The 19,103-nt window shown below is 74.6% G+C and carries 20 protein-coding genes; 12 read left to right on the forward strand and 8 right to left on the reverse strand.

Features of this window, described 5'->3' with window-relative positions:
- Nucleotides 1-3 precede the first annotated feature (3 nt).
- A complete protein-coding gene (locus tag ACJTNH_RS09515; RefSeq protein ID WP_458174958.1) occupies nt 4-2,676 on the reverse strand; it encodes an ATP-binding protein in 2,673 nt (890 codons plus the stop codon).
- Between the two features lie 297 nt (nt 2,677-2,973).
- Between ACJTNH_RS09515 and ACJTNH_RS09520 the strand changes: the two genes are divergently transcribed.
- Nucleotides 2,974-3,351, forward strand: coding sequence for an FKBP-type peptidyl-prolyl cis-trans isomerase (locus tag ACJTNH_RS09520; protein ID WP_299953032.1), 378 nt, complete (start codon nt 2,974-2,976; stop codon nt 3,349-3,351).
- A gap of 150 nt (nt 3,352-3,501) precedes the next feature.
- On the opposite strand, the gene ACJTNH_RS09525 is transcribed toward ACJTNH_RS09520, so the two are convergent.
- A complete protein-coding gene (locus ACJTNH_RS09525) occupies nt 3,502-4,206 on the reverse strand; it encodes an SDR family oxidoreductase (RefSeq protein ID WP_458174960.1) in 705 nt (234 codons plus the stop codon).
- Nucleotides 4,207-4,303: 97 nt separating this feature from the next.
- Here ACJTNH_RS09525 and ACJTNH_RS09530 point away from each other — a divergent pair, with 97 nt between their 5' ends.
- From ACJTNH_RS09530 to ACJTNH_RS09545, 4 genes are all read left to right on the forward strand, one after another.
- On the forward strand, nt 4,304-4,669 hold the full coding sequence (locus ACJTNH_RS09530) for a MerR family transcriptional regulator (RefSeq protein ID WP_458174962.1): 366 nt from the start codon (nt 4,304-4,306) through the stop codon (nt 4,667-4,669).
- Between the two features lie 40 nt (nt 4,670-4,709).
- Entirely contained in the window at nt 4,710-5,003 is a 294-nt protein-coding gene (locus ACJTNH_RS09535) for a DUF1905 domain-containing protein (protein WP_458174964.1), read from the forward strand.
- Between the two features lie 75 nt (nt 5,004-5,078).
- Nucleotides 5,079-6,095 (forward strand): cation diffusion facilitator family transporter, encoded by a 1,017-nt coding sequence (locus tag ACJTNH_RS09540; protein ID WP_458174966.1) that lies wholly within the window; start codon nt 5,079-5,081, stop codon nt 6,093-6,095.
- A gap of 40 nt (nt 6,096-6,135) precedes the next feature.
- Nucleotides 6,136-6,828: a DsbA family oxidoreductase gene (locus ACJTNH_RS09545; protein WP_458174968.1), complete on the forward strand. Its 693-nt coding sequence runs from the start codon at nt 6,136-6,138 to the stop codon at nt 6,826-6,828.
- Between the two features lie 42 nt (nt 6,829-6,870).
- Here ACJTNH_RS09545 and ACJTNH_RS09550 read toward each other — a convergent pair whose 3' ends face one another.
- Nucleotides 6,871-7,833, reverse strand: a complete 963-nt coding sequence (locus ACJTNH_RS09550) for an NAD(P)H-dependent flavin oxidoreductase (protein ID WP_458174970.1) — start codon at nt 7,831-7,833, stop codon at nt 6,871-6,873.
- A 50-nt stretch (nt 7,834-7,883) separates the two neighbouring features.
- Here ACJTNH_RS09550 and ACJTNH_RS09555 point away from each other — a divergent pair, with 50 nt between their 5' ends.
- Complete coding sequence (locus tag ACJTNH_RS09555) at nt 7,884-8,360, forward strand: NUDIX hydrolase (protein WP_458174972.1); 477 nt, start codon at nt 7,884-7,886, stop codon at nt 8,358-8,360.
- Here the strand turns inward: ACJTNH_RS09555 and ACJTNH_RS09560 are convergent.
- The 3 genes from ACJTNH_RS09560 to ACJTNH_RS09570 all read right to left on the reverse strand — a co-directional run bounded on the left by ACJTNH_RS09560 (nt 8,347) and on the right by ACJTNH_RS09570 (nt 9,521).
- Nucleotides 8,347-8,847 (reverse strand): FBP domain-containing protein, encoded by a 501-nt coding sequence (locus ACJTNH_RS09560; RefSeq protein ID WP_458174974.1) that lies wholly within the window; start codon nt 8,845-8,847, stop codon nt 8,347-8,349. The genes ACJTNH_RS09555 and ACJTNH_RS09560 overlap by 14 nt on opposite strands.
- Nucleotides 8,848-8,937: 90 nt before the next feature.
- The gene (locus ACJTNH_RS09565) at nt 8,938-9,180 is read right to left on the reverse strand and encodes an acyl carrier protein (protein WP_458174976.1); all 243 of its coding nucleotides are present in this window, start codon (nt 9,178-9,180) and stop codon (nt 8,938-8,940) included.
- Nucleotides 9,181-9,284: 104 nt separating this feature from the next.
- Nucleotides 9,285-9,521 carry a hypothetical protein gene (locus ACJTNH_RS09570; RefSeq protein WP_458174978.1) on the reverse strand — a complete coding sequence of 79 codons (237 nt, stop codon included), beginning with the start codon at nt 9,519-9,521 and terminating at the stop codon, nt 9,285-9,287.
- Nucleotides 9,522-9,605: 84 nt separating this feature from the next.
- Here ACJTNH_RS09570 and ACJTNH_RS09575 point away from each other — a divergent pair, with 84 nt between their 5' ends.
- Nucleotides 9,606-9,935 carry an ArsR/SmtB family transcription factor gene (locus ACJTNH_RS09575; RefSeq protein WP_458174980.1) on the forward strand — a complete coding sequence of 110 codons (330 nt, stop codon included), beginning with the start codon at nt 9,606-9,608 and terminating at the stop codon, nt 9,933-9,935.
- The gene (locus ACJTNH_RS09580; protein WP_458174982.1) at nt 9,932-10,432 is read left to right on the forward strand and encodes an SRPBCC family protein; all 501 of its coding nucleotides are present in this window, start codon (nt 9,932-9,934) and stop codon (nt 10,430-10,432) included. The genes ACJTNH_RS09575 and ACJTNH_RS09580 overlap by 4 nt, the downstream gene beginning before the upstream one ends.
- Before the next feature lie 99 nt (nt 10,433-10,531).
- Here the strand turns inward: ACJTNH_RS09580 and ACJTNH_RS09585 are convergent, their stop codons facing one another.
- Nucleotides 10,532-11,692, reverse strand: a complete 1,161-nt coding sequence (locus ACJTNH_RS09585; protein WP_458174984.1) for an NADH:flavin oxidoreductase/NADH oxidase — start codon at nt 11,690-11,692, stop codon at nt 10,532-10,534.
- 180 nt (nt 11,693-11,872) lie between these two features.
- Between ACJTNH_RS09585 and ACJTNH_RS09590 the strand changes: the two genes are divergently transcribed.
- From ACJTNH_RS09590 to ACJTNH_RS09605, 4 genes are all read left to right on the forward strand, one after another.
- Nucleotides 11,873-13,687 (forward strand): phosphoenolpyruvate carboxykinase (GTP), encoded by a 1,815-nt coding sequence (locus ACJTNH_RS09590; protein WP_458174986.1) that lies wholly within the window; start codon nt 11,873-11,875, stop codon nt 13,685-13,687.
- Between the two features lie 288 nt (nt 13,688-13,975).
- Nucleotides 13,976-15,190 (forward strand): MFS transporter, encoded by a 1,215-nt coding sequence (locus ACJTNH_RS09595; protein ID WP_458174988.1) that lies wholly within the window; start codon nt 13,976-13,978, stop codon nt 15,188-15,190.
- On the forward strand, nt 15,190-16,449 hold the full coding sequence (locus ACJTNH_RS09600; RefSeq protein ID WP_458174990.1) for an alpha/beta fold hydrolase: 1,260 nt from the start codon (nt 15,190-15,192) through the stop codon (nt 16,447-16,449). Before ACJTNH_RS09595 ends, ACJTNH_RS09600 begins: the two co-directional genes overlap by 1 nt.
- Nucleotides 16,446-17,114 (forward strand): acVLRF1 family peptidyl-tRNA hydrolase, encoded by a 669-nt coding sequence (locus ACJTNH_RS09605; RefSeq protein ID WP_458174992.1) that lies wholly within the window; start codon nt 16,446-16,448, stop codon nt 17,112-17,114. Before ACJTNH_RS09600 ends, ACJTNH_RS09605 begins: the two co-directional genes overlap by 4 nt.
- A gap of 36 nt (nt 17,115-17,150) precedes the next feature.
- Here the strand turns inward: ACJTNH_RS09605 and ACJTNH_RS09610 are convergent, their stop codons facing one another.
- On the reverse strand, nt 17,151-18,977 hold the full coding sequence (locus tag ACJTNH_RS09610; protein ID WP_458174994.1) for an NAD(P)-binding domain-containing protein: 1,827 nt from the start codon (nt 18,975-18,977) through the stop codon (nt 17,151-17,153).
- Nucleotides 18,978-19,103 lie beyond the last annotated feature (126 nt).

Genomic DNA, 19,103 nt, shown 5'->3' on the forward strand with positions numbered 1-19,103 from the left:
GGGTCAGACCCGCGGCGCGCGGATGGTGACCGTGGTGCCCTCGGGCGCGGGGACGACGGTGATGTCGGCGAACGCGCTCATCAGGGCCGACCCGCGGCCGCGGTCCATGCTCGGCACCCGCTCCCGCCACTGCCCGTGGTCCCGCACGACGATGACCACCTCGTCGGCCGACGCCTCGGCGGTCACCTCGACGAACGGCTGGGTCGGGTGCTGGGCGTGCTCGATCGCGTTGGTCGCGGCCTCGCAGGCGGCCAGCAGCAGGTCGTAGGCCTGGTCCTCGTCCAGCCCGGCGTCGGTGAGCAGCCGGCGCAGTGCGCGGCGCAGCGCCGGGACCGACCCGGGGGAAGTCGGGAGCCGCCACCGCTCGGTGAGCCGGCCCGGTGCGGCGGCTGCCGGGACCGGCTCCACCGGGATCGGGGCCGCCGGGACCGCTGCCACCGGTACGGCGGCTGCCGGTACGGGGGCCGCCGGGGCCGGGGCCGGGGCCGGTACGGAGCCGGCGGAGGCCCGGCTGGCCGGCACCAGGGTGCGGACGTCCGGGTCGGCCGCCGCCGGGGCGAGCGGGGGCGCCGGAGGCGCGACGGCGGTGCCTGCGCGGAGGCCGGCGGCGCGGTCGATCGCGACCCGCACCCGGGCGATCAGCTCGGCGGCCTGGAACGGCTTGGCCAGGTAGTCGTCGACCCCGGCGGCGAAGCCCTCGACCGCGGCCTCCTGGCCGGCCCGCGCGGTCAGCATGATGACCGGGACGGCGGCCGTGGCCGGGTCGGCACGCAGCCGGCGGAGCAGCTCGAAGCCGTCGACCCGCGGCATCATCACGTCGGTCAGGACGACGTCGGGCCGCCGCTCGGCGATCCGGGCCAGCGCCTCCTCGCCGTTGGCGCACGTCTCCACCCGCCAGACCGGCGACAGCAGCCGGGTCAGGTAGGTGCGCATGTCGGCGTTGTCGTCGACGACCAGCACGGTGGTGCCCGGGTCGGCCGGGGCGCTGGGCAGCTCGGGCGCGGCGACGTCCTGCTCCCAGGCCTGCGCGGTGCCGTGCGCGGCCTCCGACGGGGCAGCCGGGTGGGCGGCGTCGGCCTCGGCGTCCGCGACGCCGTAGGGGATGCGCACGCTGAACGTGCTGCCCGCGCCCGGCTCGCTGGCCACGGTCACCGTGCCGCCGTGCAGGGCGACCAGCTCGCGCACCAGCGCCAGCCCGATGCCGGTGCCCTCCCGGTTGCGGGCCAGCGAGCCCGGCACGCGGTGGAAGCGGTCGAACACCAGCGGCAGCTCGGCGGCCGGGATGCCGATGCCGGTGTCGGAGACGGTGAGCACCACCTCGTCGTCTTCGTCGCGGAGCGTCACCTCGATACCGCCGACGAACGTGTACTTCACCGCGTTCGACAGCAGGTTGAGGACGACCTTCTCCCACATCCGCGGGTCGACGTGCACCGGTCGCGGCAGCGGTGGGCAGTCGACGGTCAGGCGGAGGCCGGCCCGTTCCGCCGCGGCGCGCAGCACCCCGGCGAGCTCGGCGGTGAAGCCGGCCACGTCGGTCTCGACGCGGACGGCGGCGGCCCGCCCGGCCTCGATGCTGGCGAAGTCGAGCAGGTCGTTGACCAGGCGCTGCAGGCGCTGGCCGTTGCGCATGGCGAGGGTGAGCTGCTCCCGGGTGGCCTCGGGCAACGGCTGGCCGGTGTCGGCCAGCGCGTCGCCGATCGGCCCGAGCAGCAGGGTCAACGGGGTGCGCAGCTCGTGGCTGACGTCGGAGAAGAACGCCGTCTTGGCCCGGTCGAGCTCGGCCAGCGACTCGGCCCGCCGGCGTTCCGCCTCGAAGGCCCGGGCGTTGCCCAGCGCGTTGACGAACTGCCCGGCCACCAGCTCCAGGAAGGTGCGGTACTCGGCGTCCAGCGCCCGGTTCGGGCTCACCCCGGCGACCAGCACGCCGATCGGTGTGCCGCCGTTGGCCGCGGTCAGCGGGAGCGTCACCGCCTCGCGCACCGGGTCCTGCCAGAACCCGCCCACCAGGCCCAGGTCGCCGACCGGCCCGGGGAGGGCCGCGGCATCGGCGACGGTCGCGGGGAGCAGCTCCGGCGGGCAGCCGACCGTCACGGCGCGTCGGAGGACGCCGCCGTCCTGCAGGTAGACCGCGGCGAACGGCACGTCCAGCGGGCCGCCGGCCAGTGCTTCACCGAGGTCGGCCAGCAGCGCCCCCTCGTCGTCGAGGGCACCCCCGGCGGTGGACAGGTCGTGCAGCAGCCGCTGCCGCCGCTCCGCGAGCACCTCGCCGGTGACCTCGGTGCACACCCCGTGCATGCCGGCGACGGCACCGTCGTCACCGAAGGCCGGGGCGTGCGAGACGGTGAAGTAGGTCTCCTCGCGGTAGCCGGCCCGTTCCAGCAGCAGGGGGAGCCGCGGCAGCCAGGACGCCTCGCGCGTGGCCATGGCGTGCTCCACCGGACCGGCCAGCGCGGCCCAGCCCTCGGCCAGGGTGACCCGGATGTCCTCCCCGATGGCCGGGTGCTTGTCGCCGATGAACGGCGCGTAGCCGTCGTTGTAGAACTGGACGTACTCCGGGCCCCAGGTGAGCACCATCGGGAAGCGGGAGGCCAGCACCGTGCGCACGGCGAAGCGCAGCCCGGCCGGCCAGCTCTCCACCGGGCCGACCGGGGTGCGCGACCAGTCGTGGGCGGCCATCAGCCGGCCCGCCTCACCACCTCCGGTGAAGAGGTCGGCGGCGGTGGGAACGCTCCCAGGGCCCGACGACGGATCCGGAGCCACGCACACCTCCAACCAGGACACCAGCACGCTCGCGAGCCAGTGGTCGCCGAGCGGCCACTGGAGCCGGTCGCCGGCGACCCACCCGCGGCGTGCAACTCACCTCCGGCGCAGTCGCTCCGCCTCGGAGGCCGACTGTCGCCGGTGGCCGGTCGGCGGGTTGGATGGGCCGGGACCCGCCGGGACAGCCCCGGCGCCGACCCCGAGGAGACCCCCGTGGCAGAGCTCACCCGCCCCGACGTCGAGCCGCCGACCGGCCCGGCCCCCGACGACCTCGTCATCGAGGACCTGGTGGTCGGCGACGGCCCCGAGGCCACCGCCGGCAGCCTCGTCAGCGCCCACTACGTCGGTGTCACCCACGACGGTGGCGAGCAGTTCGACGCCTCCTGGGACCGCGGCGACCCGCTGGAGTTCCGGATCGGCGTCGGCATGGTCATCCAGGGCTGGGACGAGGGCATCGTCGGCATGAAGGTCGGCGGCCGTCGCCGGCTGACCATCCCGCCGCACAAGGCCTACGGCGAGCGCGGGGCCGGCGGCGTCATCAAGCCCGGCGCCACCCTGGTCTTCGTCGTCGACCTCGTCGGCGTCCGCTGAGGAAGGACCCCGTTGCCCCCCACCGCTCGCAGGCTCGCGGCGGGCCCCTGCACCGGGGCCTGACCGTCGCCCCCCCACCGCTCGCAGGCTCGCGGCAGGCCCCTGCACCGGGGCACCCGGGCTCGGGCGGTGGGGGAGCGGGGCCCTGCCTCAGACCGTGAGCTGGCCGTAGAAGTCGCGCGGGTCGGCGGCCAGCGAGGCCTTGACGCCCCGGCTCCAGTCGTCGACCAGCACCTCCCAGTCGCCGGCCTGGACGCCGTCGAGCGCTGCCCGGACGACGTCGGCCGGCGCGCTCATCGGGCCGGTGTAGCCGGCCATCATGTCGGTGCCGGCCGCGCCCAGCACCACGCCGGTCACCTGCGTGCCCTGGCCGGTGAGCTCGATCCGCACGCCGTTGGTCAGGCTCCACGCCGCCGCCTTGGCCGCGGCGTAGGCGTTCGCGCCGTCGGTGGAGAACCAGGACAGCGCCGAGAGCACGTTGACGATCCCGCCGCCGCCGTTGCGGGCGAGCACCGGCGCGAACGCCCGGACGACGCCCAGCGTGCCGAAGAAGTGGGTGTCCATCTCCCGTCGGACGTCGGCCAGGTCGCCGGTGACCAGGTTCGCGCGGGTGGTGATGCCGGCGTTGTTGACCAGCAGGGTCACGTCGCCGGCGGCCGCGGCTGCCGCGGCGACCGACTCCGGGTCGGTGATGTCGAGCCGGAACACCTCGACGCCGGGGACGTCCACCAGCTCGGGACGGCGGGAGGTGGCGTAGACCTTGGCGGCGCCGCGCTCGACGAGCTGCTGGGCGAACTGGCGGCCGAGGCCGCGGTTGGCGCCGGTGACGAGGGCGACCGATCCGGTGATGTCCATGGTGGTTCTCCTTGCGTTCGGGATGGGCTGTCCGGGACGCTAGGACCTCACGCTGACGTCAGGGTCAACAGTGAGTCCGATCACCTGGGGAGGCCCGGTGCTGCGCATCGGTGAGGTCGCCACCCGCGCCGGCGTGAGCGTGCGGGCGCTGCGCTACTACGAGGAGCAGGGCCTCCTGGAGGCCGAGCGCAGCGCCAGCGGGCAGCGCCGGTACCCGGAGAGCGCCGTCGGCCGGGTGCAGTTCATCCAGCAGCTGTACGCCGCCGGGCTGAACAGCCAGGACGTCCTGGAGGTGCTGCCGTGCGTGCACACCGGCGTCGCCACCCCGGCGATGCTGGGTCGGTTGGTCGAGCAGCGGGACGGCATCGACCGGCAGATCGCCGAGCTGACCGAGGCCCGCGCGCGGCTGGACGAGATCATCCGGATCGGCCAGGAGCACGTGCCGGCGGTCGCCGCCTCCTGACCCGGCGATGAGTTCACGCCGCCCCGGGAGTCCTCTCGCCATGACCACCACGGACACCCCTGCTCAGCCGCTCGACGCCGTCTTCCGCTGCGTCATCGAGAAGGACGGCGCGTTCCCCACCTACCTGGAGCTGCCCGGCTCGGCCGAGGTGCTCGGCACCCGGCGGGCGGTCAAGGTCACCGGCACGCTGGACGGCCACCCGTTCGCCGCGACCCTGATGCCCTCGGGGCAGGGCCCGCACTGGCTGCCGCTGCGCAAGGCGCTGTGCGTGGGGATCGGCAAGAGCGAGGCCGGAGCGCCGGTGCTGGTGCACCTGGAGCAGCGCCTCAGCTGACCGGACGGGCCGACCGTCGCCGGGCGCCCGGTCCCGGGTGGTTGTCGATCAGCGACCCGGGGAAACGGCCGGTGCATGACGCAACCGACCCCCGGCACCGAGCACGCCCTCGTCCAGGAGGCCGAGGGCGGCGGGTCCGGCGGGGGCTCCGGCGGCGAGTCGACCGGCACCGTCGTCCTGGCCGGGGCGGTCAACCTGGCCATCGCCGCCGCCAAGCTGGTCGGCGGCCTGGTCAGCCACTCCTCGGCGATGCTGTCCGAGGCGGCGCACTCGCTGGCCGACACGGTGACCGAGGTGCTGCTGTTCGTCGCGCTCAAGCGGGGCAACAAGGCCGCGGACGCCCGGCACCCCTTCGGGTACGGGCGGGAGACCTACTTCTGGGCCTTCCTCGCCTCGCTGTGCACCTTCGCCGTCGGCGCCGGTTTCTCGGTGTACCAGGGCGTCGAGACGATCCGGGAGGGGGAGGAGCAGGGCTCGCCGACCATCTCCTACGTCGTGCTCGCCGTCTCCTTCGTGCTGGAGGCCAGCTCGCTGCTCAAGGCGGTGCGGCAGGTGCGCAGCGAGGCCCGGTCGCGGGGGATCAGCCCCCTCCGGTACCTGCGGGGCACCACGGACACCACGCTCAAGGCGGTCACCTTCGAGGACAGCGCCGCCCTGGTCGGTCTCGTGCTCGCCGCACTGGGCCTGTTCCTCGAGCAGGTCACCGGTGACCCGCTGTGGGACGGCCTCTCGGCGATCCTCATCGGCCTGGTGCTGATCGCGGTCGCCTGGTCGCTGGCCCGCGCCAACACGTCGCTGCTGATCGGCCAGTCCGTGCCGGCCTCGGTCCAGGAGGAGCTGCGCGCCGAGATCGCCGGCCTGGACCAGGTCGACGCCGTCCCGTTCCTGCTGACCTCGGTGATCGGGCCCGGGCAGCTGATCGTGTCGGCGAAGGTCGACTTCGCCGACACCGCGACCGTCGCCGACATCGAGCGGGCCTCCGACGAGGCGGAGCGGCGGCTGGTCGCCCGGCACGGCGGCGTCCGGTACGTGTTCCTCGACCCCACGCCCGGCGACGGCCGGGCGCAGGCGGCGGCTCCTCCGGCCGGGTGACCCCCGGAATGCCCGCACCGGCCCGCGGGTTGCGCGGGTCATGCAGGTCGAGGTGTGGTCGGACGTCGTGTGCCCGTGGTGCTACATCGGCAAGCGGAAGCTGGAGACGGCGCTCTCCCGCTTCCCGCACGCCGACCAGGTCGAGGTGGTCTGGCGCTCCTTCCAGCTCGACACGAGCATCCCCGAGGGGCACACCGAGCCGACCCTGCCGGCACTGGCCGCCAAGTACGGCAGCAGCGTCGAGCAGATGGCCCAGCAGATGCAGCGGGTCGAGGAGATCGCCGCCGGTGAGGGCCTGGAGTACCACCTGGCCGACGGGGTCAGCGGCAACACCCTGCTCGCCCACCAGCTCATCCACCTGGCCGCCGAGCACGGGCTGCGCAGCGAGATGAAGGAGCGGCTGCTGCACGCGCACTTCACCGAGCAGCGGTCGGTGTTCGACGTCGACGCGCTCGTGCCGCTGGCCGTCGAGGTCGGGCTGGACGAGGCCGAGGTGCGCGCCGCGCTCGCCGACCGCCGCTTCCTGCCCGCCGTGCGGGAGGACGTCGAGACCGCCCGGGCCCTGGGCGCCACCGGCGTCCCGTTCTTCGTCGTCGACCGCACCTACGGCGCCGCCGGCGCGCAGCCGGCCGAGGTGCTGCTGCAGCTGCTCGAGCGCGCCTGGGCCGACGCCCACCCGCTCACCACCGTCCCCGCCGCCGAGGGCTGCGCCGACGGCACCTGCAGCATCTGAGGGAGGCTCCCTCGCCCCTGCACCGGGGCCGCAGGCGCCGGCTCAGCCGAGGAGGCGGGGGGCGCGTTCGAGCGCGGTGCGGGCGTCGGCGGTCAGCCGCCGGACGACGTCGGTGGCCGACTCCTCGGCGGTGACCAGCCCGACGGACTCCCCGGCGTAGACCGGCGCGTTCTGCAGGTCGCCCTCGGCCCGCGCCCGGCGCACCAGGTCGGCGGCCGCGGTGTCGCCGCGCAGCTCGTCCTCCCGGCCGTGCCAGGTCCGGGTGAAGTCGTTGACCAGGGCCCGGCCGGGCCAGCGGTCCGGCCACGGCAGCCCCTGGGCGACGTCGAAGGCACTGGTCAGCACCGTGTCGTCGCCGGCGGCGGCCCGCACCCGCTCCCGGGTGGCCGGGGTGTTCGCCGCCTCGGTGCAGGACAGGAACGGGGTGCCGATCCAGGCGCCGGCCGCGCCCGCCACCAGGACGGCGGCCAGCCCGGCGCCGGTCGCCACCCCGCCGGCGGCGAGCACCGGCCGGTCGGTCGCGGCCAGCACCTCCTGCAGCAACGGCAGCGTGGCGCGCTGCCCGGTGTGCCCGCCGGCCTCGGTGCCCTGGGCGACGATCACGTCGGCCCCGGCGTCCAGGGCGCGGTCCAGGTCGGCCAGCGAGTTCACCGCCGTGGCCACGGCGATGCCGGCGTCGTGCAGCGGCCCGACGAACGGCGCCGGGTCGCCGAAGGACACCGAGACCAGCACCGGCTCGGTGGCGATCGCCGCGGCCAGCAGCTCCGGGCGCCGCTCCAGGGCCCAGGCCATCAGCCCGACACCGTGCGAGACGTCGGCCTCGGCGGGCAGTCGCGCCTGGTCGGTCAGCCACTCCACCGGGGTCTCCGAACCGACCCCGATCATCCCCAGCCCACCGCCCAGGGAGATCGCGCGGGCCAGCTCGCCGCCGGCGACACCGGCCATCGGCGCCCCGAACAGCGGGACGTCGAGGTCGAACCAGCGGGTCAGCGGGGTCTTGATCACCGGCCCATCGTCGTCCCCGGCGCCGGTGGGCGCAGCACTACGGTCCAGGGGTGACCCAGCGGTTCCGCGTCGTCCCCGCGGCCTACGTGCTCTTCCTCCGTGACGACGAGCTGCTGCTGCAGCTCCGCCGGGGGACCGGCTTCATGGACGAGCACTGGGCCGCCGCGGCCGCCGGCCACGTCGAGGCGGGCGAGTCGGTGCTGGCCGCCGCCGTCCGGGAGGCGCGGGAGGAGCTGGACGTGCTGCTCGACCCGGCCGACCTCGAGCCCCTGGGCGTGCTGCACCGCACCGCGGCCCCGCACGGCCCGGTGGACGAGCGGGTGGACTTCTTCTTCGCCTGCCGCCGCTGGGCAGGCACCCCGCGCCGGGTCGAGGAGGACCGGGCCGCCGAGCTGCGCTGGTTCCCGCTGGACGCCCTGCCGGAGCCGGTGGTGCCGCACGAACGGCAGGTGATCGAGCAGCTGCGCGCCGGGCGGGTCACCCCGATCGGCACCCACGGCTTCGCCGGCCCGGTCAGCGGCGGGTGACGTCGGCGGTGAACGCCCGCAGCCGCTGACGCAGCCCCGCCGCCTGCTCCTCGACGGCGAGGGCCTGCAGCTCCTCGTCCAGGTGCTGCGCCGAGGGCGGGACCACCCGCACCCGGCTGGCGCAGTCGAGGTCGGCGCAGACGTAGGTGCCCACCGTGTTGCCGTTGCGCCCGGCCTCACCGACCCGGCGGGCGGTGAACAGCGAGATCGCGTCGGCCGACTGCACCGCGTGGCAGAGGAGGCACATCGCCGAGCGGCGGCTGGACATCTTCGTGTCCGCGGCCCGCAGTGCGATGCCGACCGGGCCGCCGTCCTGCTCGTGCACGAGGTACCCGCGCAGCTCGGCCCTGGGGTCGCGCCAGCCGAGCACGTCCAGCGACGCCCAGTCCAGGTCGGCGAAGTCGCGGGGCAACGCGAGCGCGGCGGCCTCGCTGCGGGAGCAGTTGACCAGCGAGCGACGGATCGCCGCCTCGGTCAGGGCGAGCACGGGAGACCTCCAGGACGGTCGGGACGGGGCGGCCGCAGAGGCTACGTACCGCGCCCGTCCCGGCGCACCTGGGTTTCCCGGCGGACCGGGTCAGCTGGTGGCGGGACCGCCGTGCTCGGTGCCGGCCAGCTCGCGCAGCAGGTCGTGGGCCCGCTGGGCGCGCTGGGAGTCCTGCTCCATCACCTCGCGGAAGAACGAGGCGACGTCGTCCAGGCCGGCGTTCTCGGCGTCCCGGACGTACTGGCCGTAGTCGTGCCCGGCCTTGAGCGAGTGGTACTGGACGGAGATCAGGTCGAACGTGACGTCGGCGAAGCCGGTCTCACCGGTGGCCATGGGTCCTCCTCGGGGAGCGTGCACGCGGCCGGTTGCTGAGCCTGCCGTCCCGCGCTACCCGACTCCCCGGAGCACGACACACGCAGGTGTCGAACCGGTCCGTCTCAGGTCTGGTCGCTGGTCGGCGCCTCGCCGACCGCGCCGGCGAACCCGCCGGTGACGTCGCCGCCACCGGCCTCGTCGGCCTCGGTCCGGGAGGTGGCGAGCTCGTCCTCGCCGGCGGTGAGGTCGTCGTCCGCGGTGGAGGCGAGGTCCTCGCCCTGGCCCAGTGCGCCGGGGTCGGCCTGGGTGGTGCGTGGGTCGTTGAGCGGGTCGGGGGTGTCGGGGTCGGTGACGGTCATGCCGGTCGCTTGCCCGGCCGGACGTCGTCCGAACCGTTGTGCGTAACTGGACCTTTACGTAAGACTTCTGTTACACATTCGCCCGTGGAGGCGCTCGCGGCCCTGGCCGACCCGACCCGGCGGCAGATCGTCGCCCTGCTCGCCACCGGTGAGCAGGGCGCCGGTGAGCTCGCCGGGCACTTCCCGGTGACCCGGCCGGCGATCAGCCGGCACCTGCGGGTGCTCCGTGAGGCCGGCCTGGTGCAGGTGCGGGCCGAGGGGCAGCGCCGGGTGTACGCGCTGGACCCCCGGCCGCTGTCGGAGCTGGACGCCTGGCTGGCGCCCTACCGGCGGCTGTGGGCGCAGCGCCTCGACGCGCTGGACACCGAGATCGCCCGCGGACGGCGGGCCCGAGCACCGGAGGACGGTCGATGAGCACGCTGGACGAGCGGCTGGGGCAGGTCAGCGAGGGGCCCGAGGGCGTGCGGCTGCAGTTCCGCCGCAGCTGGCCCGACCCGATCGAGGACGTCTGGGCGGCGCTCACCGAGCCCGACCGGATGGCCCGCTGGATCGGCACCTACGAGGGCGAGCGTCGCGTCGGCGGCAGTGGCACCTTCACCATGACCCACGAGGAGACGCCGATCGGTGAGCCGATGCGGATCGTGGAGTGCGCCGCGCCGCACCGGCTGGTGGTCGACTGGGACACCGAGGAGGGCTGGCGGGTGCAGCTCGACCTCAGCCGCGAGGGTGAGGAGACGGTCCTGCTGTTCACCCAGGTCTTCGCCGCCGGCACCGAGGTCACCGACTACGTGCTCGGCTGGCACTGGTACCTGGACAGGTTCGCCGCCGAGGTCGCCGGCGGCCCCCAGCCGGGCAGCTGGGACGACTTCCTCGCCGAGCACGGCCCCGCCTACGGCCGCGCCGCGGGTTGAGTCGGTCGACCTGAGGTGGAGCCGCGCCACGACGCGGCCCCACCTCAGGTCCGGCGGCTCGACCCGGGCGGCGACGCGGCTCCACCCCGGTCGGCCGGCTCAGGCCTGGGCGCTGGGCTCCTCGACCTGGACCGGGTCGGGGCCGGCCCACGGGCCCAGCCGGTCGAGCAGCCGGTCGCGGGAGGCCAGCCGCGGGCCCGCCTGCACGGGGTAGGTCTCGTAGGAGCCGGTCAGCGCCCGGGCGGCGTGCAGGGCGAAGTTCGGGTCGTCCTGGGCCTCGCGCGCGACGGCGACCAGGTCGGCCTGCCCGCCGGCGACGACCGCCTCGGCCTGCTGGGGGTCGACCAGCAGGCCCACGGCCATCGTCGGGATGCCGGCCTGCTCGCGGATCGCCGCGGCGAAGGGCACCTGGTAGCCGTAGCCGATGGGGTGCTCCCAGCCCGGGCCGATGCCGCCGCCGGAGACGTCGATCGCGTCGACGCCCAGCGCCTTGAGCTCGCGGGCGAAGGCGATGGTGTCCTCCAGCGTCACGCCGTCCCGGGTCGCGTCGACGGCGGAGACCCGCACCATCAGCGGCAGGTCGGCCGGCCACACCTCGCGGACGGCGGCGACGACCTCCAGCGGGAAGCGCATCCGGTTCTCCCGGGAGCCGCCGTAGGCGTCGGTGCGGGTGTTGGTCAGCGGGGAGAGGAACTGGTTGAGCAGGTAGCCGTGGGCGGCGTGCACCTCGACGACCTGGTAGCCGGCGGCCAGCGACCGTCGGGTGGCGGCGACGAACGCCTCGCGCACCCCGGCGAGCTCCTCGAGCGACAGCGGGTGCGGGGCCGACCAGCCCTCGCCCATCGGCACGCCGCTGGGGGAGACCGGCGTCCAGGGGACGTCGCCGGGGCGGGCGTTCTCGGCGGTGACCTGGCCGCTGCCGTCCCAGGGGCGCAGGGTGCTGGCCTTGCCGCCGGCGTGGGCCAGCTGGATCGCCGGCACGCTGCCGTGCTCGCGGAGGAAGGCGGCCACCCGGGCCAGGCCGGGCACCTGCTCGTCGTTCCACAGGCCGACGTCGCCGGGGCTGATCCGCCCGTCGGCGGTGACCCCGGTCGCCTCCACCATCACCAGGCCGAAGCCGCCGAGGGCGAACCGGCCCAGGTGCACCAGGTGGTAGTCACCGACGACGCCGTCGGTGACGCAGTACTGGCACATCGGGGCGACGGCCAGCCGGTTGGGGAGGGTGACCCCGCGCAGGGTCAGGGGCTGCAGGACGGTCACGTCGCCACCCAACCAGGTGGCCGGCGTCGGGCATCCCCGGGGCGACCCACGTCACACTGCGACCAGACGTCCTATACGAGTAGTCTCACCTGATCTCCCGGCCCCGACGACGTGGCCGGGGGACCGTCCGTGAGCCAGCGTCGGCGCCCGCGCCGGTGCGCCCCTGAAGGAGGAGACGCCGTGACTTCCGTGGCCACCCCCGGTCTCGAGAACGCCCCCACCACGCACGCCCGGCTCCTCTCCTGGGTGCAGGAGATGGTCGAGCTGACCACCCCTGACCAGGTGGTCTGGGTCGACGGCAGCGACGCCGAGTGGGAGCGCCTCACGACCAAGCTGGTCGACGCCGGCACCTTCACCCGGCTGGAGAAGAAGCCCAACTCGTTCTGGTGCGCCTCCGACCCCAGCGACGTCGCCCGCGTCGAGGACCGCACCTTCATCTGCTCGGTCGACGAGGCCGACGCCGGCCCGACGAACAACTGGATGGACCCGGGCGAGATGAAGGCGGTGATGACCGAGCTGTACCGCGGGTGCATGCGCGGCCGCACCATGTACGTCATCCCGTTCTGCATGGGCCCGGTCGAGGCCGAGGACCCGATGTTCGGCGTCGAGCTCACCGACTCCGAGTACGTCGTCGTCTCCATGCGGGTCATGGCCCGGATCGGCTCCCGGGTGCTCGAGGCGATGGGCAGCGACCGGCCGTTCGTGCCGGCCATGCACTCCCTCGGCGCCCCGCTGGAGCCCGGGCAGGCCGACGTCCCGTGGCCGTGCAGCGACACCAAGTACATCGTGCACTTCCCGGAGGAGCGGGCCATCTGGTCCTACGGCTCGGGCTACGGCGGGAACGCGCTGCTGGGCAAGAAGTGCTACTCGCTGCGGATCGCCTCGGTGATGGCCCGCGACGAGGGCTGGCTCGCCGAGCACATGCTGATCCTCAAGCTGACCAGCCCGGCGCAGAAGACCTACTACGTCGCCGCCGCCTTCCCCAGCGCCTGCGGCAAGACCAACCTGGCCATGCTCGAGCCGACCATCCCGGGCTGGAAGGTCGAGACCCTCGGCGACGACATCGCCTGGATGCGGTTCGGCGAGGACGGCCGGCTCTACGCGCTCAACCCCGAGTTCGGCCTCTTCGGCGTCGCCCCGGGCACCGGCTGGGACACCAACCCCAACGCGATGCGCACCATCGACCGGGGCAACTCGGTGTTCACCAACGTCGCACTCACCGACGACGGCGACATCTGGTGGGAGGGGATGACCGACGACGCCCCCGCCCACCTGACCGACTGGAAGGGCCGGGACTGGACGCCGGAGTCCGACGAGCCCTCCAGCCACCCGAACAGCCGGTTCTGCACCCCGATCACCCAGTGCCCGATCCTGGCCCCGGAGTACGAGGACCCGAAGGGCGTGCCGATCTCGGCGATCCTCTTCGGCGGCCGGCGCAAGACCACGATCCCGCTGGTCAGCGAGGCGCGGGACTGGAACCACGGCGTCTTCATGGGGGCGACGCTCTCCTCGGAGACCACCGCCGCGGCCACCGGGGCGGTCGGCGTCGTCCGCCGCGACCCCTTCGCCATGCTGCCGTTCATCGGCTACAACGCCGGCGACTACTTCCAGCACTGGGTCGACACCGGGAAGCAGCACGACGCCAGCAAGCTGCCCCGGGTCTTCTACGTGAACTGGTTCCGCCGGGACGCCGACGGCGGCTTCCTGTGGCCGGGCTTCGGCGAGAACAGCCGGGTGCTCAAGTGGGTCGTCGAGCGCCTGGAGGGCACCGCGGCCGCCGAGGAGACCCCGGTCGGGCACGTGCCCACCCCGGACTCCCTCGACGTCTCCGGTCTGGGCATGACCCGCGAGCAGGTCGAGCAGGCCCTGCGGGTCGACCGGGACGAGTGGCAGGCCGAGGTCCCGCAGATCACCGAGTGGTTCGAGAAGTTCGGCGACAAGCTGCCCAGCACCATGTGGGACGAGCTGGAGATCCTGAAGAGCCGCCTGGCCTGACGAAGGGCCCCGTCCCCCTCCCCCTCGCACGCTCGGGGCGGGCCTCCGGACGGGGCCGACGGTCGCTCCGCGACCGCATCAGCCGGGTCGGACGGCGTGGCAGCGTCGCCACGGTGTCCGCCCCTCGGACGAGGCCCCGCTCCCCGACAGCGTCGTCGGGGGCGGGGCCTCGTCGCTCTCGGAGACGACGTCGTTCGCGTCGTCCCGCGGGTGGGCGCCCGGTCGGTTAGCGTGGCTGCGGCGCGCCCATCCCGAGGCATCCCCCCACACCACGGAGCCAGTCCGCTCGTGCCCAACCCGTACCTGCACGTGCTGCGGACCCCGCACGCCCTGCCGATGGTGCTGGCGGCGTTCATCGGGCGGCTGCCGCTGTCGATGATCGGGCTGGGCAGCGTGCTGCTGGTGCAGTCCGAGACCGGCTCCTACGGGCTCGGGGGTGCGGTGGCCGCGGTCGGCGCGGTGGCCACCGCCGTGACCGGGCCGTTGATCGGACGGCTCGCCGACACCCACGCCCAGCGGCGGGTGCTGCTCGGGGTGCTGGCCGTCTTCATCGTCTCCGGCGTCGGCTTCCTGTTCTCCGTGCGCGCCGGCTGGCCGTTGTGGACGGTCTTCCTCACCGCCGGCCTGGCCGGGGCGAGCATCCCGCCGGTCTCCTCGATGATCCGGGTCCGCTGGACCCACCTCCTGCGCGGCACGCCCCGGCTGCCCACCGCGCTGGCGATGGAGTCCGTCGTCGACGAGTTCGTCTTCATCGTCGGGCCGGTGCTGGTCACCTTCCTGTCCACCACCGGGCACACCACCTCCGGGGTGGTCACCGCCTTCACCCTGGCCACCGTCGGCAGCCTGCTGTTCGCCGCGCAGGGGCACACCGAACCGCCGCCCGCCGAGCACGAGCACCGCCGGGGGGCCTCGGCGATGCGGGTGCACGGCCTGCGGGTGCTGTTCGTCGTCGGTGCGGCCGTCGGCGCGATCCTCGGCACGCTGGAGATCGCCCTGGTGGCCTTCGCCGACGAGGTGGGAGCCCGGTCGCTGTCCGGGCTGCTGATCGCCGGGCTGGCCGCCGGGTCGATGCTGGCCGGGATCGGCTGGGGTGCGGTGCACTGGCAGATCCCGCTGCGTCACCGCCTGGTCGGGGCGCTCGCGCTGCTCACCGTGCTCACGGTGCCGTTGCTGCTCATCTCCAGCTACTGGGTGATGCTGCCGGTCGTGGTGCTCGCCGGCATCGCCGTCTCGCCCTCGCTGATCAGTGCGTTCACCCTCGCGGAGGTGCTGGTGCCCCGCTCGGCCGTCACCGAGGCGTTCACCTGGATCGGCACCGCGCTCGCCCTCGGCGTGGCCGTCGGCGCCTCGGTGGCCGGCAAGATCGTCGACTCGGTCGGCGCCAACGCGAGCTTCCTGGTGGCCACCGTCGCCGCCGGCCTGGCCGCGATCGCCGTCGCCTTCGGGCAGCGCTGCCTGCACGTCCCCGCCGAGCACGCCGCCACGGCGGCACTGGCCCGCTGATGGCCGGGTACGCGATCCCCGGCGCGCTCGTCCGGGAGCACGAGGTGCCGGTGCCGTTGCACTGGGGCGACCCGGACGCCGGCACGATCACCGTCTTCGCCCGCGAGCTGGTCGCCCCCGACCGGCGGGACGACGACCTCCCGCTGCTGCTCTTCCTGCAGGGCGGACCGGGCGGCAAGGCGCCCCGGCCCACCCGGGGCGGCTGGCTCGACCGGGCGCTGCGCGACTTCCGTGTGGTGCTGCTCGACCAGCGGGGCACCGGCCGCAGCTCCCGGGTCACCGGGCGCCGGATCAGCGCCTTCACCGACCCGGCGGCCGCGGCGCGCCACCTGCTGGCCTTCCGGGCCGACTCGATCGTCCGGGACGCCGAGGAGCTGCGCCGCACGGTCTACGGCGGCCGGCGGTGGACGACGCTGGGGCAGAGCTACGGCGGCTTCCTGACGCTGAGCTACCTGTCCACGGCGCCCGAGGGGCTCGACCGCTGCCTGGTCACCGGCGGGCTGGCCGGGCTCACCGCCGGCCCCCGCGAGGTCTACCGGCGCACCTGGCCACGGGTGGCGGCGAAGACGGCCGGCTTCTACGCGCGGTACCCGGACGACGCCGGCCGGCTGGCGGCGGTGGCCGACCGGCTGGACGCCGCTCCGGTGCACCTGCCCGACGGCGACCGGCTCACCGTGCGGCGGCTGCAGACCCTCGGCCACGCGCTGGGCACCCTCTCCGGGGCCGAGGAGCTGCACTGGCTGCTCGACGAGGCCCTCGACGCCGACGGCGAGCCCTCCGACGGCTTCCTGGACGCAGTCGCGCGGCGCACCTCCTACTGGGAGAACCCGCTGTACATGACGCTGCAGGAGGTCATCTACGCCAGCGGGCCGGGTGCCACGGGCTGGGCGGCGGAGGCCGAACGCGGGCCGGAGTTCGACACCGACCGCCGTCCGCTGCTGTTCACCGGCGAGATGGTGTTCCCCTGGGTGTTCGAGGAGATCACCTCGCTGCGGGCCTTCGGCCCGGCGGCGCACGCGCTGGCCGAGGTCCCGGAGTTCCCGCCGCTGTACGACCCGGTGCGGCTGGCGGCCAACGACGTCCCGGTCGACGCGGCCGTCTACGCCGACGACATGTACGTCGACGCCGGGCTCTCCCTCGACACCGCGGCCCGGGTCGGCAACGTCCGCACCTGGGTGACCAACGAGTTCGAGCACGACGGGCTGCGCACCGGGGACGTGCTCGACCGGCTGCTGGCCTGGCGCGCCGACCACCCGTGACCGCTCCTCGCCCGGCCGCCGGCGGGGGCCGGGTGCTCGGGGTCGCGCCCGAGCGGCTGGACCGCTGGCTCGACGGCGTCGCCCAGCGGCACGGCGCCTTCACCGACGTGCGGGCCGACGACGCCGGCGTGCTCACGGTGACCTGCCAGGACAGCACCACCGTCGCGCTGACCGCTCCCTACGGCTGGACGCCGGGACCGGCGCCGCTGACCGCCTTCACCGCCGCGGCCCGGGCGCCCCGCCGCACCGCCGTCCTGCTGGTGCGGCGCGGCCGCTGGGCGGTGGGGGTGTTCGACGGCACCGAGCTGGTGGTCTCCAAGGTCGACGCCCGGCAGGTGCAGGGGCGCACCGCGGCCGGTGGGTGGTCGCAGCAGCGGTTCGCCCGGCGGCGCGGCCACCAGACCGACGCGGTGGTCAGCCATGCCGCCGACACCGCCGACCGGGTGCTGCTGCCGCACGCCGGCGAGGTGGTCGCGCTGGCCACCGGCGGCGACAGGGGGCTGGCCGCCGAGGTGCTCACCGACCCCCGGCTGCGCCTGCTGGCCGACCTCCGCCGGCTGGGCCCGCTGGACGTCGGCGACCCCACCAAGGCCGTGCTACTGACCACCCCGGCCCAGTTCCGCGCCGTCCGGGTGCACATCACCGAACCCACCGACCGCCCCTGAGGGCCAAAGTCGCGATTTTGGCCCCCCGGGGAGGCATCAGCAGGTGTGGTGGACCTCCTGGAGCCGGTGGACCGGGGTCGGGATGCCGACCTGGCGGGCCTTGAGCTGCAGGGCCAGGTACAGCGAGTAGTGCCGTGACTGGTGCAGGTTGCCGCCGTGGAACCACAGCCCCTCCTGCTGGGTGGGCTTCCACATGTTCCGCTGCTCGCCCTCCCACGGGCCCGGGTCCTTGGTGGTGTCCGACCCCAGGCCCCACACCTTGCCGACCCGGTCGGCGACCTCTTGGCTGATCAGGTCGGCCGCCCAGCCGTTCATCGAGCCGTAGCCGGTGGCGTAGACGACCAGGTCGGCGGGGAGCTCGGTGCCGTCGGCCAGCACCACCGAGTCCTCGGTCAGGTGGTCGACCTGCCCGTGCACCAGCCGGACGTCGCCGTTGGCGACGAGGTCGGCCGCGCCCACGTCGATGTAGTAGCCCGAGCCGCGGCGCAGGTACTTCATGAACAACCCGGACCCGTCGTCGCCCCAGTCGTGGTCGAAGCCCGCGGCCTCGAGCCGCTGGTAGAAGTCGGCGTCCCGCTCCCGCATCTGCTCGTACAGCGGGATCTGGAACTCGTGCATGATCCGGTAGGGCAGCGAGGCGAAGGTCAGGTCGGCCTTCTCGGTGGTCGTGCCCGAGGCGACGGCCTGCTCGGAGTAGAGCGCGCCCAGCCCGATCTCCATCAGCGAGTCCGACCGCACGATGTGGGTGGACGAGCGCTGCACCATGGTGACGTCGGCCCCGACCTCCCACAGTGCCCCGCAGATGTCGAACGCCGAGTTGTTCGAGCCGATGACGACGCACCTCCTGCCGCGGTAGGCGTCCGGGCCGGGGTGTGCCGAGGAGTGGTGCTGGTCGCCGCGGAACACGTCCTGGCCCGGCAGCACCGGCACGTTCGGCTTGCCCGACATCCCGGTGGCCAGCACCAGCTGCTTCGGGCGCAGCTCCACCGGCACGCCGTCCCGCTCGACGGTGACCCGCCACTCCTGGGTCGCCTCGTCGAAGGTGGCGCCGACGGCCCGGGTGCTCGACCAGTAGTCCAGCTCCATCACCCGGGTGTAGGACTCCAGCCAGTCGGCGATCTTGTCCTTGGGCGCGAACACCGGCCAGTTGTCCGGGAACTTGATGTAGGGCAGGTGGTCGTACCAGACCGGGTCGTGCAGGCACAGCGACTTGTAGCGGCTGCGCCACTGGTCGCCGGGGCGCGGGTGCTTGTCGATCACGATCGTCGGCACGTCGAGCTGCCGCAGCCGGGCGCCGAGGGCGATCCCGCCCTGGCCGCCGCCGACGACGAGCACGTAGGGCTGGGTCTGGTACCCCAGCTCCCGCGCCTCCCGCTCGCGCCGGTCCCGCCAGGTCTCGCGGTCGCGGTGGATGCCGTGCTCGGCGCCCATCGGCCGCCGGTCCCGGAGCGGCTCCTCGTGCCCGGTCAGCTCGTAGAGCGTGGTGAGCAGCGTCCAGGCGCGGCCGTCGCGCAGCCGCAGGTGCCCTCGGCCCCGCCCGACCGCCGTCTCGAACTCGACCCACGCCTCGTCGACGCCGTCCGCGGCGGTCGGCGGCTCGACGGCCCGGAAGCCCTGGGGGCCGGTGCGCTCCAGCGTCGCCTGGAGCAGGTCCCGGACGCCGTCGTGCCCCTCGACGGTGGTGATGTTCCAGCTGAAGGCGATCAGGTCGCGCCAGAAGCAGGTGGGGGCGAAGAGGTCGACCACCCGGTCGACGTCCCGGGCGGTGAGCGCGGACTGGAACGTCTCCAGCCACGAGCTCACCCGGCTGCCGGGGTCGTCGGCGGCGGTCGAGGTGTCGGTCGGGTCCAGGGTCTGGGTCACCGGTGCTCCTGCGTCGTCGGAGGAGTGGCCGCCACCGGCGGCCGGGTGCAGCTGACCACCCACCGGCGGGCGGGTGGGAGGCCCGACCCGCCGGGGGTGCCCCGGCTGCCGAGCGCCGCGGACTCC

The sequence above is a fragment of the Modestobacter lacusdianchii genome, from assembly GCF_054177765.1.

Excerpts from the sequence above, each read along its gene's own strand:
- ACJTNH_RS09515 (WP_458174958.1), bottom strand. The coding sequence starts at position 2,676 with ATGGCCGCCCACGACTGGTCGCGCACCCCGGTCGGCCCGGTGGAGAGC.
- ACJTNH_RS09525 (WP_458174960.1), bottom strand. The coding sequence starts at position 4,206 with ATGGACATCACCGGATCGGTCGCCCTCGTCACCGGCGCCAACCGCGGC.
- ACJTNH_RS09535 (WP_458174964.1), top strand. The coding sequence starts at position 4,710 with ATGACCACCACGGACACCCCTGCTCAGCCGCTCGACGCCGTCTTCCGC.
- ACJTNH_RS09540 (WP_458174966.1), top strand. The coding sequence starts at position 5,079 with ATGACGCAACCGACCCCCGGCACCGAGCACGCCCTCGTCCAGGAGGCC.
- ACJTNH_RS09545 (WP_458174968.1), top strand. The coding sequence starts at position 6,136 with ATGCAGGTCGAGGTGTGGTCGGACGTCGTGTGCCCGTGGTGCTACATC.
- ACJTNH_RS09565 (WP_458174976.1), bottom strand. The coding sequence starts at position 9,180 with ATGGCCACCGGTGAGACCGGCTTCGCCGACGTCACGTTCGACCTGATC.
- ACJTNH_RS09570 (WP_458174978.1), bottom strand. The coding sequence starts at position 9,521 with ATGACCGTCACCGACCCCGACACCCCCGACCCGCTCAACGACCCACGC.
- ACJTNH_RS09580 (WP_458174982.1), top strand. The coding sequence starts at position 9,932 with ATGAGCACGCTGGACGAGCGGCTGGGGCAGGTCAGCGAGGGGCCCGAG.
- ACJTNH_RS09600 (WP_458174990.1), top strand. The coding sequence starts at position 15,190 with ATGGCCGGGTACGCGATCCCCGGCGCGCTCGTCCGGGAGCACGAGGTG.